7 protein-coding genes and 1 pseudogene are annotated in these 18,246 nt (G+C 50.2%); 6 read left to right on the forward strand and 2 right to left on the reverse strand.

What is annotated here, in order from left to right; genetic code table 11:
* Nucleotides 1-150 precede the first annotated feature (150 nt).
* From CX664_RS12510 to tilS, 5 genes are all read left to right on the forward strand, one after another.
* Nucleotides 151-7,971: an AAA family ATPase gene (locus CX664_RS12510; protein WP_101747056.1), complete on the forward strand. Its 7,821-nt coding sequence runs from the start codon at nt 151-153 to the stop codon at nt 7,969-7,971.
* Nucleotides 7,972-8,139: 168 nt separating this feature from the next.
* Nucleotides 8,140-11,649: a DNA polymerase III subunit alpha gene (gene dnaE, locus CX664_RS12515; RefSeq protein ID WP_101747057.1), complete on the forward strand. Its 3,510-nt coding sequence runs from the start codon at nt 8,140-8,142 to the stop codon at nt 11,647-11,649.
* Nucleotides 11,650-12,161: 512 nt separating this feature from the next.
* On the forward strand, nt 12,162-12,746 hold the full coding sequence (locus CX664_RS12520) for a hypothetical protein (protein WP_145999976.1): 585 nt from the start codon (nt 12,162-12,164) through the stop codon (nt 12,744-12,746).
* A 212-nt stretch (nt 12,747-12,958) separates the two neighbouring features.
* Entirely contained in the window at nt 12,959-13,909 is a 951-nt protein-coding gene (gene accA, locus CX664_RS12525; protein ID WP_101747059.1) for an acetyl-CoA carboxylase carboxyl transferase subunit alpha, read from the forward strand.
* Nucleotides 13,906-15,315 (forward strand): tRNA lysidine(34) synthetase TilS, encoded by a 1,410-nt coding sequence (gene tilS / locus CX664_RS12530; RefSeq protein WP_101747060.1) that lies wholly within the window; start codon nt 13,906-13,908, stop codon nt 15,313-15,315. Before accA ends, tilS begins: the two co-directional genes overlap by 4 nt.
* Nucleotides 15,316-15,333: 18 nt before the next feature.
* Here the strand turns inward: tilS and CX664_RS25695 are convergent, their stop codons facing one another.
* Both CX664_RS25695 and CX664_RS28445 read right to left on the reverse strand, forming a co-directional pair.
* The gene (locus CX664_RS25695; protein WP_145999977.1) at nt 15,334-17,172 is read right to left on the reverse strand and encodes a hypothetical protein; all 1,839 of its coding nucleotides are present in this window, start codon (nt 17,170-17,172) and stop codon (nt 15,334-15,336) included.
* Nucleotides 17,173-17,187: 15 nt separating this feature from the next.
* Nucleotides 17,188-17,871: pseudogene (locus CX664_RS28445) on the reverse strand (DUF7932 domain-containing protein); the annotation flags it as partial.
* Nucleotides 17,872-17,883: 12 nt separating this feature from the next.
* Between CX664_RS28445 and CX664_RS25705 the strand changes: the two are divergent.
* Nucleotides 17,884-18,102 (forward strand): hypothetical protein, encoded by a 219-nt coding sequence (locus CX664_RS25705; RefSeq protein ID WP_145999979.1) that lies wholly within the window; start codon nt 17,884-17,886, stop codon nt 18,100-18,102.
* Nucleotides 18,103-18,246: the final 144 nt, after the last annotated feature.

Raw genomic sequence — 18,246 nt, forward strand, 5'->3', positions numbered from 1 at the left:
TTTGTGTTCTAAACTACCTGACAACTTTCAGTTCTAACGCAGTATTTCTTGATAGGTGTCATTTCTGATACCGGTTTTTTTTCTGCAAAGAATAGTTCAGCAGTCTGTAATCCAAAAAGAACCTCAAAGGTTAATGGAGTGGCGGGATCTATGAACATTCAAAATAGTGGAAGCAATGTACAATTGGCATCAGAGCGTAACTTGTCGGCCAAAAAGGCAAAATTGAAGCAACCATTAAAGCCAGTGGATATGTGCGTTGAAGTACAATCCAGGCTGCATTTAACGTCACCCCGGATTCCGCTGTCTGACACTGCGAGAACTGTATGCTTACAGGTCTCACCAAACCTGAGGTTTTCACATTCCTTTGATTTTCGTTTTGTCGCTAATAATCATCAGGTTCGACATCTTTTATCTGCTCAAACCCATGATGAGCAGCAAGACGTAGTCATTCTTTCTCATCCGGATGATCTCTCGCAGGGGAACCTGCTCAGCCGCTTGAGTATTTCCGGGACCGGTCATCACTCTCTGAAACCGGGCAAGCTATTTGAAAATAACGAGCCTTTGACCCTGGTTATCGATATCCGAATGCTCACCAGTGACGAGCTGCCAAAACTTAATGATTTGCTGGATCCCGATAATCCTTGTCTGTTTGACCAAGTCACTCAGAAAAAACGTGCTCTGGGTGAACATGTTTCGCTGCTGGTATTGGCCAGTCATGAGCAGTTGGCGATGGTGGGGAAAAGTGACGAAGCACCGGGTGCGGATTTCTGGCGACGAATTAATCGACCGGGCAATACCTGGCAGTTTGACGCAGACAGTGGCAATGACCAGACAATGGACATCGGTGATGTGCCACCGGTATTGGCTGAACTCCCCTCGGGCAGTGCTATGGATGATGGCAATACCGTTATTATCCACTGTCATTTGCACAGTAATTGGCGACAGCTGTTTTTTGGTGGACCCGGGGTGGATAAGCAGGGGCGTATCCGGCACCTGCCAGGCAAATTTGAGCAATTGAAAACCGGGCAACGGGTGATTCTCAAAGGAGCCGACTGGCATAATCTGGCATTTGAACAGACCATTCGCCAACTGCTGGCGCAAAAGCGTTATGAGAGCAACGGTGCTCTCTGTACTCTGCCAGAAGATATTCAGTTTTACCGGATGCCGGTGGGAGATGACGAGCTGCTATCGCTGTTTCAAATCATGGCTAACTCTGGGGATGCAAGACTTGCCGGTAACGAGCCACAAAACCCATTGATTATTAACCATAGCAATATTATGGAATGGTTGGGGCCAATCAGTATCGGGCAGGAAGGTTTTGCGGTTCCTAACACCAGCTTGCTGGACCAGGTGAAGGCCGGTGACGTGGTGACAGTCACTTCACCTCTCAGTGAAGCGCTCTGGTTTCTTTTGCTGGGTACACTGCAGAATATCCACCAGACCACAGGGGTAAAACCGAAGCTTCAGGTCGCTCATTCACAGCGGCAACCGCAATCACTTGGGCTGACAGAAAAAGCCGGGCAACCCGAACTGGCCAGCTGTATTGGCGGTAAAGATAATACCGGGGATCACGCCCCCGTTAACACAGTGACTTATCAGCACAGTGCCCAGGCAAATCATTGGATTAATAGCCACCAGGAAATTCCCCTGGTGATACAGATCAACAACCAGACCGGCTTCAGCCAGTTGTTTGACAATATCTTTATCACTTCGGAGCAAAAGGCGTATTTTGGTCGCTGTCAGAGCGGCTTGCAGGCAGCTTTGACCACGGGCAAGCCCGTTGTATTCCGGGGGCTGGAGAGCAATCCAAAGCTTCAGCAGCTGCTTGAGCCCCTGGTATCTGGACAACCCCTGCTGGTTAACGGCATATTACAGGCTTACCCGAAAGCTTGTATCACAGTACTCTGGCCTGAGCTTGCACAAAGCCCATCCCCGGTATGGAGCGCAATGATCGCCGCCGCAGAGTTATGTCCACCGGTAGATATCTGGAATATCACCGCCGAACATCATGGTATGTCCCGGACTGAACTCCCGGAACAGGCGCTCAGGCAACTCTGCGAAGCTTTTAAAACCGTACCTGCCACCCTTTGTCATCCATTGCCTGAAATCACAGAAGGGCTGTTGAATAACCTGATATTGGCTGCCCGGCGGGCACAGCAGGTTGACCATGCACCGCAGCTGCAACCCTGCCATTGGCGCAAAGCCATCGATAGCGTATTCAGCCATGGCACCCGGCAGAATCGGTCAGTTCGTGATTTTATGAAGGTGGCTTGCAGACAGCTATTGCCGGATACAGCGCAAACTGCCTGGGTGGATCCTGATCGTTTGAATGCTGTCATTAACAGTGCCCAGCCGTTGGACAGGAGTTTTGTCTGCCTCAATGTGTGGCAACTGGCCAGGGCTTTTGGCCCGACTGTCTTTGCCAATACTGTATTTGAACAACTGAACCTGTCCTATGAATATCCATTTCAAGCTTGCATGTCCAACGAATGTATGGATTGCCTCTGTGCCTTGATTGTCGCACAAACGCCCCGGATGCAGCGGAGTTCGGTGGCTTTGCAGCTGCAGGTTGACCCACTGCAGGCAGAGCGGTACCAACAGTTAGCAATCAGGCCACAAAATCAGATCAGGCGGTTAGAAGATGCGCTGGCTTCTGGCTGGCAGTTACGTCCACATTCAGCACAGACTCGATCTGATGCCATTCATACTCTGGCGATGGATTGTTATCGTGTTAGCCAGCAGAGCGTATCCAGAAATAGTGACCCAGAGCACATTTCACGCCTGGAGCATCTATTGGTGCAATCACTTGAATGGCAGGGTTGCGCTCAAGCCCCACTTCAGGCGCTGGCCCATGATCTTTATTACGGTTCGGTTGACCAGAAGGATCGGGAACTTCGTCGTTTATCCAGGCTCCATGACCGGCTTGAGGACTCCCCCGTCATTTTCCTGCAAGGAGAAACCGGGACTGGTAAAAGTTATTTTGCCGCCAAAACTGCCGAGGCGTCCGGATTGGCTTCGCTGATTTCTCTGGGCCCCTGCGACAGCGAACAGACCCTGATGAAACGCTGGCAATGGCAGGAACATACCGGCACCGGAGATGGTGGTGACCGTTATATGGCATTACAAGACCGGGCGTTACTGGAATGGGCCAATACTCAACCCGCCGCTGCAGGTCATTATGTCACAGTGGTTCTGGATGAGGCCAATCTGGCCAATACCGGATTGCAGGCTTCCCTGAATGGTTTATGGGAACCGGTACCGTGCATCTATGTTAACGGTCACCCGGTCAAGGTGACTGCTCAGCACCGAGTGATTTTGACCGGTAACCCGGGCCATTACGCCGGACGCCAATTAGACCCTGTGCTGAAGGAGAAACTGCCCGGGCCATACTACCTTCCCTTAAATCGGGCTTTTCTTCGGGACCGGGTGGTTGAACCTGCTCTGCTAAGGCAGTTACAACGGTATTTGCCAGAACCGCAAACAGACGACATTGTACGTAGCGCCAGTGACCGTGTGATGGTGCTTTGGCAATATTATCCGGAATTGCTGCCGGAACATGAGTTTACCCCCAGGGATTTGACCGATATCTGCAGCTGGGTGGGTTGGTATCTGGATCGTGCATTAGCCACCAGGCACAGACAGGGCAGCGTTACCCGTGAGCAGGTGGATGGGTTGATTTTGCAGAGTTTTCAGGATGTACTGGGCTCAGAAATTCCCGGGGTGAGTCAGGATGCCAGGACAGCACTGGAACTCTGGTTTTCTGCCCGTGACCAGGTAGACAACACTTTGAGAGACCTGGTACATAATCAGGTCCTGGAGGTTATACGTAACACTTTTATCCGGGCGACGTTACAAACCCGGCCTGAGTTTGATACCTCCGGATCAGCGGTCAGTGAATTGGTGCAACGGCTTGGTCAGGATTTAAGCCGATGTCAGCAGGCGCATCATCACGTCAGAAAACATCATGGTCGTCAGGCTACCCTGATTGAAGGCCCTGCCGGGCGGGGTAAGGATGTCACCCTGAACCTGTTGATTGAAAGCTTCAAACAGCAGGGAGAATCCATGCCAGAGGTATTTTATTGCAATGCCGGGGATTGCTCCTGGGACAGAGTGTGCGAAGCCATCCAGCGGGCGAAAGTCAATGGCGGCATCGTAGTCATTTCTGAATTGAATCTGATTGATAGCCAGCACCTGGAGGGGGAGCTTAATGATATTCTGGCCGGTGATGCTCATCCGGGTTTCCACCTGTTTGCCACCACCAATCCTCCCCGGTACAGTGGCCGCAAACCGTTATCACCAGCGCTCAAAGGACGTTTCCGCTATTTGCCTATCCGACAATATAATCCGGCGGAACTGCTGGCCATTGTTGAAAAAGTGTTGCCACAAACGCCAAAGGGAAAGTCCGCAGCTGCATTGTTGACCCAGTGGCACTGTCAACTGAGGGCCTGTTTGCAACAGCAAGGCCTGCCCTTGCAGCCCACCGGCCTGGATTTACAAAATCTGGCCAGGGCCGTCATTAAAGACGGAGACTTTACCGAAAATACGCTCCGTCAACACATCAATCATCACTATCAGCTTTATTTTATCGCGGTCAGAGCAACCCTGGAGAAATTGCCAGAATTATCGGCTGTACCCATTGGCCAGCGGGGGATTGATCCTGTACTTTGCAATTGGTTTCACCACACCAGGGCTGGCTCTGATCGCCCCTGGTTGATACGTCGCAGCAATCTCAACCATATTGATGAACAGCACCATGAAATACACATCAAGGCTGAGCTGAGTGATGCAGAGGCCCGAACGGAAATCATCAGGCGTGTGGCGCAGGCCCAATGGCAGGCTTCGGGTCTCTCCCCGAAACCGAAAGATGCGGATGATATTCTGACCCAGACTCTTTATCGATACTGGCAGCACTGCTGGTTTGATCACCGGTTTAATCAGACTGGGTTGGAGGCAAATACTGTATTTACCCTGACGGATGCTCAAAAGCAAACCCTGAAAATGTCCATTAACCAGCCATATTTCCGGGAAGCTGACAAACAGATAAGTGCATGGGATGCCAACAAGGTTTTTTTGTGGCCTGCCTTTTGGCAGAAAATTTCACGGATAGTATCAAACCCCGTCAGACACTATTCCGGCAGTGGCAGAAAAAGGTCAGATTCTCACAGTTCCGGCGCAGAAGCGATGGCCCATAAACTGGCAAAAATTGATGGACAATATCCTGGTGCTGTTTCAGTAAAATATCCTGGTGCTGTTTCAGTAAATAGTGGCGATACACATAACTCTCCGGGAAAGCCCCTCTCTGAAGCTGCTCAATCTGCACCACGGGAAAATGGCAAAACAGAGGCTGCCACTATCTGTGCAAACGATACCCTGCCTCTTGATAATCAGGCAGAGCTACCCGCCAAAACGATTCATTATCTGGATGTTGATACCGCTTATGAACACAGAGCGTTACGTCAGTTGGTGGAGAGAAAGATTTTTGCCTCTCGTAAAAGTCCCGGGATGTATCGCCTGGAGGTCTTTGATGTGGCTTTGAATAATCAGGGTAATGTTGAACTACGCAGTTTTAGCCCCGGGGTGCACGGTTTTGAGGTGGTGTTTCCCTCCACTCTGCCTGATGGAGAAGTAACCCTGGGCAGCGAGCAGAGTCTGGGGGTTCATTGCCTGCGGGTAAACAAGGATAAGTATTTTTACCTGCCAGGTCTGAACCCGGATGAAACTATCCAGGCTTTGCGAATAAAACCGTCTCTGGATTACCGGTTGATAAAAGACAGGTATACAGGTCTTCACATGGTGCGTTTTCCAAATGTCGGGGATGATCAGGAAATAACAGTTAATTACGTTGTAGAAAAAAGAGTGACAGAAAGTTCCTGTAAAAAACCTTCGGTCGACACGTTGGATTTATTGCAGCAATCTGGCGACGCGAGGTTAGACTGCACTGTTTCTGAAGCCATGAAATTACAATTAACTGAATTCTTTAACGGCTTTGCAGCAGCTGATATGGCGGAGAATCAAAAGGAACAGATTCGTTGTATTCAGTCGGCAAAGACCCTGAATGATCGTATTGCTGCGATAGCAGAGTACTGCAAAAATTTTAAGGGCTCAGAGAAATATGAAGGTGGCGAAGGTTTTTTTCGCTTTCTGCTGTGGCGTCAACAGGGCAAGTGTCAACACAGAACGCCGATATTTGTGGCGCTCTGCCGCTATTTTGGAATTCCTGCACGCGCAGTAAGCGGTAAATACCACCTATATCCGGAGTATTCACTGGATGGCGGAATGAGCTGGAAGTCAGAGGATCTCGGAGGTGCTCCTGTACAGGTAAAACGAATCGAACCTGACTTTCAGCCTTTCCGGCAGGGAAGTGGTTCCAGCACCGAGTCAAAGAAGATTAAGGCGTTTCTGGACAGTGCTGATCCAGAGCAACAGCAGCGCCTTGCCAAAGCTTATGGTCGGAGTGTCGAAGATCTGCACAAAACCCTTGAGGCAGGCTGTGCATTACCAAATAAAACGCCAGATACCAGCGAGGTGGTAAAAAGGCTTTGGGAAGACAAAGACTTAACCGGTTTTTCTCTGGGAGTCTCAATCCTGCTAAAGAAAGAGACACTGAACTTTGAGGAATCTCGGTTGATTGGCAAGGTGTTTTGTAGGCGTACCGGTACCTACTATAAACCGATGTCTGAGGCGGTGAGTCAAATATTGTCCAGCAGTAGTGAAGATCAGGTGACCGGGCTGCTCAAGGCGCTCTACTCAAAAACGATTGTTCACAACCGTTATGGATATCATGACGATTGGTTGGGTTCAATGGTGGATATACTGACAGAGAGTAATTTAGCCCACCCCCCAGTCATTCATTTTGCCATTGAAGCATTCAAGGCGGGTTGGCTAAGACCCCCGCAAAGATACCTTAGCAGTATTATTCCAGCGGCTAAGTATCATGACCTGATGGTACGTCTGGAAACTGTAAAGGAATTGAAGGCTCAGGCCGTCAGTTACCTGGAACATTGGTATAAAGCATTGCTGACTCCGTTGGGGAATAGCCAGAAGTGGCTGAGTTGTTACGAATGGGAACTGAAAGGAGACAATCATTTTTTCGTAACCCAAAGTTTTAATGGGGTTTCGCCATTCCTGGAAGAACAAATCGACTGTTCGTCTTTACAGTTGTCCTGGACGAACAACCCTGAGGGCATTCCGGACATTGAGCGAATGTTGGTGCGAAAGCCCGCTTTTCCACAGTTAAACGCCAGTAAGACTGGCATTCGCCCGGTTATTATACTGGGTCAGCCTGATTGGGCCTACACAGTTATCGCGGATGAAGTTGAAGCCCATTATTCATCAGAACCATGGCAGGTTATGGGAAAAAACTTCAGATATAATCTGACATACGATCAATATCGCGCTGAAGTTTGTAAAGTATCCGGAAAACATACTAATAAAACTCACAGGAATGTTCGTCTTCCAGCGAAGCGAGAAGGTAGTCGACATCAAAAAAAGTCTGAAGAGATTAATAAAAAAACCAAGGAAATCTGGGCAAGGTACATGCCAATTATAAATTCCCTCCGTGTGTCTGGTAATGACCGTTCAAGTGTCCCTGACAAAATAGTTAAACAGGCTATTTACCAGGCATTCATTTTTTACCTGTATCATATGACAAAAACCAGGGGCAGTCGTTTAACTTATTGTTTTCTGGAGGCCTCTGTCGGACGCATATATTCCAACAGATATGGTGCCCAAGAGGTATCCTCACCGGAAGAGCTGTATGTCATGATGACTGAAACACAGAATAATTCTGCTCTTGAAAGATCTGTTAAGGCTCGTTATTTGAGGCAGGCACACAACTCGGGCAATGCGCTGGTGCTTAAATCTGAGGAATTAACCACCATTGCCAGGGAATTCCTGAATACGGTAAATTTTAAGTCGATTTATGAGTCACTGCTAAATGCCCGGGATCCTGTCGGATTTAAGCGCCCGTAGTGAGGATTGCGAGAAATTGAGGATAAAGTATTCCCTGTTTTTTTAAATGTGCTTTTTTGCTGTTGGAATTTATCACTTGCTTTTAAATATTGCATTAAATATTAATTTGTTAGGTGCATATCTCCATTGTTATCATAATCGGATTGCCATTCAGGACTTCCTTCTTCCATGACCGCACGATTTATCCACTTACGGGTGCACACCGAATTTTCCCTCAGCGACGGGCTGGTGCGAATAAAACCGTTGATCAGCGCGATTTCCGGCTGTGGTACACCGGCGGTGGCGGTGACCGACCAGTCCAATCTCTGTGCGCTGGTGAAGTTTTATTCGGGGGCCATGGGTGCAGGTATCAAGCCCATTTGTGGCGCTGACCTCTGGGTGGAAAATCCGGCGGATAAGTATGCACCGTCCCGTCTGGTGTTGCTGTGTATGGATGAGCAGGGTTATCACAATCTGACCGAGCTGATCTCCCGGGCGTTTATGGAAAATCAACACCATGAAAAAGCACTGGTTAAACGGGAGTGGATCATGGCTCAGTCAGAAGGGCTGATTGCGCTTTCCGGTGCCAGGGAAGGTGAGATTGGCCGGGCACTGTTATCGGGCAAAAAGTCGCTGGCGGGTGAGTTATTGCAGGAGTGGATGGGGGCGTTTCCTGATCGCTTCTACCTGGAACTGCACCGTACCAACCGGGCAGGGGATGAAGAGTGCGTTCATGGTTCCGTGGCTCTGGCGGCAGAATTCAACTGTCCGGTGGTGGCCACCAATGATGTGATGTTTATGACCCGGGATGATTTCGAAGCCCATGAGTCCAGGGTCTGCATTGGTGAAAGTATGGTTCTGGATGATCCCCGCCGGGAACATCGCTACAGTGAAGAACAGTACCTGAAGTCTGAACAGGAGATGGCTGAACTCTTTGCGGATATTCCTGAAGCACTGGCCAACTCCGTTGCCATTGCCCAGCGCTGTTCTATTAATGTCAAACTGGGTGAGTACTTTCTGCCGGAATATCCCGTGCCAGAAGGTAAAACCATGGATCAGTTTTTCCGTGAATTTTCCCATGACGGTCTGACGGAGCGTCTGGCGTTTCTGTTTGATACGTCGGCACCGGACTTTCCGGAAACCGAAAAAATTTACCGGGAGCGATTGGACTTTGAGCTGAACACCATTCTGCAGATGGGGTTCCCCGGGTACTTCCTGATCGTTATGGACTTTATCCAGTGGTCTAAAAATAACGATATTCCCGTTGGCCCCGGACGTGGTTCCGGTGCCGGGTCGCTGGTGGCCTATGCTCAGAAAATCACCGATCTGGACCCGATCAAATACGACCTGCTGTTTGAGCGATTCCTGAATCCTGAGCGGGTGTCAATGCCCGACTTTGACGTTGACTTCTGTATGGAAGGCCGGGACCGGGTGATTGATTATGTGGCCCGTACCTATGGACGCAATGCGGTATCCCAGATCATCACCTTCGGTACCATGGCGGCCAAGGCGGTGGTGCGTGATGTAGCCCGGGTTCAGGGTAAATCCTACGGTCTGGCGGATCGTCTTTCCAAAATGATCCCCTTTGAAATCGGCATGACCCTCAGTAAGGCCTTTGAGCAGGAAGAAGTCATCCGGGAGTTTCTGGAGTCCGATGAAGAGGCGGCGGAAATCTGGGAGATGGCGCTGAAGCTGGAAGGGGTCACGCGCAATGTCGGCAAGCACGCCGGTGGTGTGGTGATTGCCCCCACCAAGTTGACGGACTTTGCTCCGCTTTACTGTGATGAGCACGGTAAAGGGGTGGTCACCCAGTATGACAAGAATGATGTGGAATACGCGGGTCTTGTTAAGTTCGACTTCCTGGGTCTGCGTACGCTGACCATTATTGACTGGGCCCTGAAGCTGATTAATCCCCGCCGGGCGCAGCGGGGTGAAGAGCCTCTGGCCATTGAAGCCATCGATCTTGAAGATAAAAGCTCCTATGACATGCTGAAGCGGGCGGAAACCACCGCGGTCTTCCAGCTGGAATCCCGTGGGATGAAAGATCTGATCAAGCGTCTCCAGCCCGACTGCTTTGAAGATATTATCGCTTTGGTGGCCCTGTTTCGTCCCGGTCCGTTGCAGTCCGGGATGGTGGACAACTTTATTAACCGTAAGCATGGCCGGGAGGAACTCTCGTTCCCGGATGCCCAGTATCAGCACGAGTCGCTTCAGCCTATTTTGCAGCCCACGTACGGCATTATCCTCTACCAGGAACAGGTGATGCAGATTGCCCAGGTGCTGGCCGGTTACACCCTGGGCGGTGCGGATATGCTGCGCCGGGCCATGGGTAAGAAAAAGCCGGAGGAGATGGCCAAGCAGCGGACAGTCTTTGAAGAGGGCGCTATCAGCCAGGGGGTTGATGGTGAGCTGGCCATGAAGATCTTCGACCTGGTTGAGAAGTTTGCGGGCTATGGCTTTAACAAATCCCACTCGGCAGCCTACGCCCTGGTTTCCTACCAGACGCTGTGGCTGAAGGCTCACTATCCATCGGAGTTTATGGCGGCGGTCATGAGCTCCGATATGCAGAATACCGATAAGGTGGTGACCTTTATCGAAGAGTGTCGGGATATGGGCCTGACTGTGCTGCCGCCCAGCGTGAACAGCGGCGAATATATGTTCGGTGTGAACGACGATGGTCATATTGTCTATGGGCTGGGAGCCATCAAGGGCGTGGGTGAAGGCCCTATTGAGGCGATTGTCCGGGCACGTAAAGAGGGTGGGTCATTCAAGGACCTGTTTGACTTCTGTGAGCGGGTGGATGCCAAAAGCATCAACAAGCGGGTGCTGGAGGCGTTGATCAAATCCGGGGCGCTAGACCTGCTTGGACCTGTCCCACAAAAGCCGCAACAGTTGAATTTTAACCGGGCCGTGCTGGAAGCGAGCCAGCTTGAGGCGATCAAAGCGGCGGATCAGGCGGCCAAAAGCCTGGATTCCGGTCATATGGATATGTTTGGTGCCCTGGTTCCCGCCGGAGAAGACGCTGTTTACGACACTTATCTGAAAACCAGCGAATGGACGGATAAGGTTCGTTTGGGTGGCGAGAAGGATACCCTGGGGCTCTATCTGACTGGTCACCCCATTGATGAATACGAAAGTGAAATCCGGCATTTTATCCGCAACCGTATCAAAGACCTTCAGCCTGCCCGGGGCGATAGCCAGAACATCGCCGGGCTGGTGGTGGATATGCGGATCATGAAAAACAAGAAGGGGGACAAAATGGCGTTTGTTACCCTGGATGATCGCACCGGACGGATTGAAGTGTCGGTGTTTGCCGACGTGTTTGGGGAGTATCAACACCTGCTCCATAAAGACGCAGTGCTGGTGGTGGAAGGGGAAGTCACCTTTGATGATTACTCCGGTAGCCTGAAAGTCCGCTCGAAAAAAGTGATGAAAGTGGTGGATGCCCGCAGCCATTATGCCCGTCGTCTGGTTCTTGAGGTGTCCCATGAACAGATTGATGGTCATTTTGAACGAAAATTGTCGTCCATGCTGGGCGGGCAGCCGGGGCGGTTGCCGGTCAGGATTGATTACCATCGGGACGATGCCCGTGCCAGCCTGATGCTCGGTGAGCAATGGCTGGTCAGCCCCAGTGATGAATTGGTGCTGGAACTCAGGCAGTGGCTTGGCAAAAATGCGGCTAACGTTGAGTATGCCTGACTTAAAGAACTTACTGAGTATGCAGAATTGAGGTATGAAACGGGAGCTGTGGTCTTTTGCAGTTTCCCTTTTCAGGAATAAGAAAATCTCAACGGAAAAATAAAATCACCTTGTATAGAACTTTCATTGGAATATGCAGTCAGAGTTAATGACCAAATGGAATCTAAATTTTCTTGCTTGAAGGCTGCGCCGGGTTTCCGGGTTGCCTGAAAAGCAAACGGTCATGAACTTAGTGAAATTTTTATGGAAGGAATTTATTTATGACTCCTGTCGAGTCTTGCCAAAAGGCGTTGCCAGCACAACCAAAGCAAGAGACTAACCCCATAACAGATGATCATCAGGGAAAGTTTAACAACCTGTCGACTACCATAGTTCCCGGGGCTTATGCTGCGATACCACAGGCTGATAATTCCCGGTCCGGATCAGAGTTGTTAAGAAAATATTCACCCAGCCGGGTGGACCCCAATACCAATATAGCGGCAACGGGTTCGCCTTTACTGGTATTTCGGAATATGGAAAAACTTGAAATTCAGAGCCCTCAAATCTCTCTTGACCAGTTTGGGAAATATTTCCAGTGTGCTGATGGCAGATTGAGGGAGACGGATTGCAAAACATGTGGTAATACCCTGAAAGAGATTACAGGAGTTTGTGATCTCAATAATTTTTATCAAGGTGAATATCATCAATCTTTGAATAAGGGATTCAGACATTTTCGTCACCCTGATTCAATACATGCTGGTCAACTTGATGATGGTATGTTTTTCCTCAAGTTGTTGAACCCCAGCCAATGTGAATGGCAATATAAATTAGATCATCACCGCCAAAACATCCAGTACTTGGGGGTTAATGAATTCGAGGTATTCCCCGGAACCCACCCTTATTCCCTCTATTGCGGAAAGACCTTAGAAGAAGCACTGGCAACTTTTGAACAGGCTTGCCAGGGCACCGACATAGCGACTTTCATCAGACCGCTGCTGGGATTTGGGTCTGACTCTTTCAGTGCAATTCTTGAAGCGCAAAAACCGAAAGTCCCCGAAAGACCACCGGAAGACCCTGTGCGGATTGCCATTGCTGAAGAGGATATGTCTTTATTCTGATGCGACTCTGATCAATTCTTCACTACCTTGTCAGGCAGGAGTTTCACCTTTTCAAAAGGTATCATCCGATTCTCATATTGCTTTTCTGCTGCCCTTGAGGACTTCAATACCGTCGCTTTGTTTACAGGCGATTACGCTTTTTAACTCGACTTTCTGGCGGTGTTTACGTATTTTGATCCCTATTTACTCTCCGGCCATGATAAGTGGACTTCATGAACCCGAATTACCTGGACTTTGAACAGCCAATTGCTGAACTGGAAGCCAAGATAGAAGAGCTTCGGCTGGTCAGCAGCGATGCAGAGCTGAATATTACTGAAGAGATTGCCACACTGCAGGATAAGTGTCGCAGTCTGACGGATGCCATTTTCAGCAACCTTTCTTCCTGGCAGGTGGCCCAGCTGGCCCGGCACCCCAGAAGGCCTTATACGCTGGACTATATTCGCCATATTTTCACCGAGTTTGATGAACTCCATGGCGATCGCCATTTTGCCGATGACCCTTCCATTGTGGGGGGCATGGCCCGACTGGATGGTCGGCCGGTGATGGTGATTGGTCATCAGAAGGGGCGTGAGATCGAAGAAAAAGTACGCCGGAATTTCGGAATGCCCAAACCGGAAGGTTACCGTAAAGCCTGTCGCCTGATGGAAATGGCGGAACGTTTCAAGATGCCCATCCTGACCTTTATTGATACACCGGGCGCATACCCCGGTATTGGTGCCGAGGAACGTGGGCAGAGTGAGGCGATTGCCTACAACCTGGCGGTGATGTCCCGCTTGAAAGTGCCCGTGATTTCCACGGTGATCGGTGAAGGCGGTTCCGGTGGCGCATTGGCCATTGGGGTTTGTGATCATCTGGTGATGATGGGGTATTCAACCTACTCTGTTATTTCCCCTGAGGGTTGCGCCTCCATTCTCTGGAAAAAAGCCGAGTACGCTTCTACCGCCGCAGAAGCCATGGGAGTAACTGCCGGGCGTTTACAGGAGCTGGGTCTGGTGGATACCCTGGTGGCAGAGCCATTGGGTGGTGCGCACCGGGATCCTGAAGCAGCGGCTGCCAGTTTGCAAGCAACACTGGTGGATCAGCTGAACATGCTTTCGGCACTGGACAGCGATACCCTGCTGGAAAATCGTTACCAGAAAATCAGGGATTTTGGGGCGCTTTGATTGCGAAAACGATGGCAAAAACCAGCGCAGAGATCACTTCCTGTCACCCACTCAGCCCTGGGTGGGTGCTTGATCAACTATCTTCAAGTCTGCAGTTACCGGCATCTGAATGCCCTGTAACGGTGGCATTCAGTGGCGGTGTTGACTCCACCGTTTTACTCCATTTGCTGGCCTGCCTGCGTGACCGGGGAGATATCGCTGATGTATGTGCTGTTCATGTTCATCATGGTTTGAGCCGCTTCGCTGATCAGTGGGCTGAGCACTGTCAGTCGGTATGTGAGCAGTGGCAGATACCGCTGACCATCGCCCGAGTTTCTCTGGAAAATGATGGCTATGGTTTGGAGCAGGCGGCCAGGGATGCGCGATACCAGGTATTTATCAATGCCGTGGAGGAGGGTGGCTGTCTGTTGCAGGGGCATCATCGGGATGATCAGGCAGAGACGGTTCTGCTCAGGTTATTCCGCGGGACCGGTGTTGATGGTGTTCAGGGGATTCCCGAACAAAGGTCCCTGGGCAATGGGCTGTTGTTACGGCCCTTACTGAATGTGGCCCGAGCATCCATTGAAGATTACGCCCGGGCACATAACCTCCGATTTATTGAAGATGACAGTAATACGGATGAACGCTTCTCCCGCAACTTTCTCCGTCAGCGACTGATTCCCATGGTGGAAGAGCGCTGGCCGGGTGCGTCGGAACGATTGGTCGAATTTGTGCGGGATGTGGGGCAGATGAATCAAACCGTGCAGCAGCAAACTGTCGAACAGTTGGCCCTGTGTCTTGATTATCGCCCGCAATGGCTGCTTGACCGGCAACCGCTGATTAATCTGGCAACGCTGCAATCCCTTGATGCCGGTTCCCGGCGTCGAGTGGTTCGCGAATGGCTGAAACAGCAGGGCATACAACCTCCCTCCAGACATACTCTTGAACAGATCTTTGATGAAGTGGTTGAGGCTCGAATCGACGCCGAGCCGGTGCTGGCAGTGGCACCTCGCTTTGCCCTGACTCGCTGCCAACAAATGCTCGTGCTGCTGGATGAAGAAGTGGATTTGCAGGCATTTGAGCCCATGGTATGGGACTGGCAGAAAGAGCCAATCGTGGTGTTGGGAGACCGGTCGCTGACCTGCCGTGCTAGACAGGAGCACAGTGGTAGCGCCATCCGACTGCCACAAAAACCATTACTGTTAAAACGCCGTTGTCATATATCAGGGGATGAAAAGTTTGCCATTGCCGGGCGGCAAGGTCGAAAAACACTGAAAAAATGGCTGCAGGACTATAAAGTGCCACCCTGGCTGAGAGAATATCTGCCATTGGTGTTTGATGGTGACCAAATGGTGGCTGCTCCCGGTCTCTGGGTGTGTGATGGCTATTATGCCAACGAGAGTGATGGTTTAGCTCTCCATTGGTAACAGCCATCCGTCTTTGTTTTACGGGTTATTGTCGTATGAGTTACCGTTTTCTAATGCTTCCAATGCCCGCAAACGTTCTCCCTGGTCTCTAAAAAAGTGACTATTTTCAGCAACACGGGACACCGTATCGTATGGATTTTGTAATTCGTTAAAATCAATCACAGGGTTCGGGTCATTGAGACCATTTTGATGGACTGGAAAAACGTCAGAATCCTGATAGCGACGCCATAAATCCCGTCGGTGAATCCCGGCAAAACTCTGTTTCTTTGCCTGGTAATTTTCCAACCAGTGTGTCGGGTCAATATCCCCTTTTTGCTTGAAACTATCGATTATTTTATGGGTCACTTTGGCGAGTTGGCGATGGCGAGGGTGGTACCATTTATCCCTGAGCATTCGGGCAGCAAAAGCGCGAAATTCGATGAGTATCTCTTGTATCAGCTCTTTGCTTCGGGTCTCAGGGTAGCTGGCATCGACTACTTGTTGTAAACAGGTTAAGCGCTTCTTCAATTCGCTCTTACCGATACTGCCTGCCCACTTTACTTGACGGAACGCTTTATGTTCATCTACGAGATCTGAGAGTATGGCTTTTTTCAAGGCTTCCCGGTCTGCAGTGCTATTGTTTTGAACCAGCTGAATTTTTTTCTGTAGAGAAAGACTTTTTAGTAGGCCAAAGACATTGCCTGGGTCAAGGGTGTAATCAGAGCGATCACTTTCGCAGGGTCGTCTGGATAGATTGGTAAACATATTCTTCGTCGGTGAAAGAACGGAAATCAGTGTACCCATCTGATATCTTTTGGGCCCGTACTTTCCGACAATGGGTAGGGTTTTTCTTGGTAGCGGTAGATTTTCGTAGTTATAAACGACGGTAAATCTTTTATCAGGCCACTCTCTTCGCAATTTTTTTGCCTGTTTTTCTGCTGCTTTTATCAGTCTGTCCTTTGAACCGTTCGTAGTGTGGATGTAGCTCCTTACTAACGTTTTCCTCGCGCGTCCGTTGAGGTTTTCAGCAAGATCTTTTTCTGGATAAAACAGGTCTTCCCTGACCGGCTTTGGCCCCACGATGTAGCTCCTGACGCCGCTGCTGGCAGATCTGAAAAAATCACAGGGCGGAAGGGTTTTTACACAGGTATCGTCATTATTTAGAAAAACAATGGTTTTGTCTTTAAAGTGATCAACTAACGTGACGCCGGTATCTGCATGTACTCCGGTCGCGGGCAACGGTGCAGTGTCGGTTTCGACAGCTGGATGCTCTTCAGTTTCCCTGGATTGCAGCTCATGGAACAGGCTTATCCCGTTGTTGAGCGAGCTGTTCCAAGTGGCAAAAGTCAGTCCAAGCCGATTGGCCAGGGTTTTCCATTGATTCCATTCTGGCAAAGAAGTGTCGGCGTTGGTAACTAACAGAAAATCTGCATCAGGATCGTACTGGTAACCTTCGGCAAGCTGAACTTCAAATACTCTTCGGTGTACCACTTCCGTCAGCTGGTGATCTGTCGGGCAATCCAAACGTCCCAGTTCGAGTTCTGCGAATAGTGTTACTTTTGAGTAAAGGGGTTGTGCAGGATCTTTGAATGCGATCGAACCTGAAAGTCCGCCCTGGCCATAGGGAGGTAGATCATCGATCGATTTCGTGAGCCCCTGGTTGCCGCTGAATGGTACTCCATCTCTGCTGTAAAAAGTAAGGTCGGCGCTTCTCGTCTGGTCATTATTGGTATCTGCTTTAAAGTTCAATTTGAGCAACCGCTGTTGCCTGCACTGCAAACCAAGGGCTTTCGAAGAAATATTATTCACTTTTACCGACAGCAAGGCTTCTGCATTGCGGCTAATTGATTTGCTCCCCTCTATCGTATCAAGATTCACTGGATATCTTACGGGAAACTTTATTTGCTGGGTGGCTACTTTTGAGAACTGTCGCTCAACCCGCGCAACAGTGGCGCTAAAGTTGGCGACACCCGTTTCACACAGCGGCTCCCCTGTGGGTATTGTTTGAGGTTTGTTAATGGTAAATTCCAGGCGATTTTGTGGGTGAACTTCCTGGCCAGGGGGTATAGCGCAAGGGAGGTTGAAAATAGAGCGGGGGTTGAAGCTGACCCATTTATTATCCACGAGGCTCATTCTGATTGGCTGTGGATCTGGTGTAGGCATTTGACCGGTATTCGTGACTGACAGATCAACAGAGACCTGTTTGCCGGGTTCGAAAAAACCATCATCGCCGGGCTTATTTGGCAACAGTCTGGAGGCAGTAACAGACAGGTCATAAGGCCCGGGGTATTGTTTGGTGTAATCATTGATTTGAAAACTGCCAGAATTTCCGCAACGTCCATCAGGGGCGTTACGTCCATCTTGACCCGGTAAACCACGGGGGCCTTTAAATCCTCCCGGTTGATAATGGGTTGTGAAACGTGTTTGAGTCCTCCCACTTGCGTCGGTGCAGGTCTCAGTACTGACATACCGGTGTGACTCCCCACCTTTTCCTCCCTCTCCTCCCGGGCCACCATATCCGCCTTTTCCACCCCGGCCGTGTGCACCACCGCGAACGTCAGGAGTGTTGAAAAGCATGAGCAAGTCGGTTTGCGAAGATGCTACTGTGAGGGTTACTTTACCGCCATTGCCACCATCGCCACCTCGAGCGCCATTGCCCCCATTGCCCCCGGGGCCGCCTTGACCTCCGTTTTGACCCATCCGAAATCGGGTGGCGTTATTCCCCTTGGACCCGGTTACCCCTTTACCCCCATCACCGCCGTTGCCGCCATTGCCAGCATCACCGCCACGGGCTTCAAGAAAGATTGATACTGTTCTATCGAACAGACTGAACTCATTTGATGCCTGGTTCCCTCGAACAAAAATATCGTTATTGTAGGTTGCTATTGCAACATCCAGTGCGTGAGCATTTTGGCCGCATTTTCCCGGAGCGCCGTCCTGCCCGGGATAACC

This window comes from Endozoicomonas acroporae, assembly GCF_002864045.1.
GTDB lineage: Bacteria > Pseudomonadota > Gammaproteobacteria > Pseudomonadales > Endozoicomonadaceae > Endozoicomonas > Endozoicomonas acroporae.

What these genes read in the sequence shown, in the direction of transcription:
- CX664_RS12510 (WP_101747056.1), top strand. Translation starts at nt 151, where the DNA reads ATGAACATTCAAAATAGTGGAAGCAATGTACAATTGGCATCAGAGCGT.
- dnaE (WP_101747057.1), top strand. Translation starts at nt 8,140, where the DNA reads ATGACCGCACGATTTATCCACTTACGGGTGCACACCGAATTTTCCCTC.
- CX664_RS12520 (WP_145999976.1), top strand. Translation starts at nt 12,162, where the DNA reads ATGGAAAAACTTGAAATTCAGAGCCCTCAAATCTCTCTTGACCAGTTT.
- accA (WP_101747059.1), top strand. Translation starts at nt 12,959, where the DNA reads ATGAACCCGAATTACCTGGACTTTGAACAGCCAATTGCTGAACTGGAA.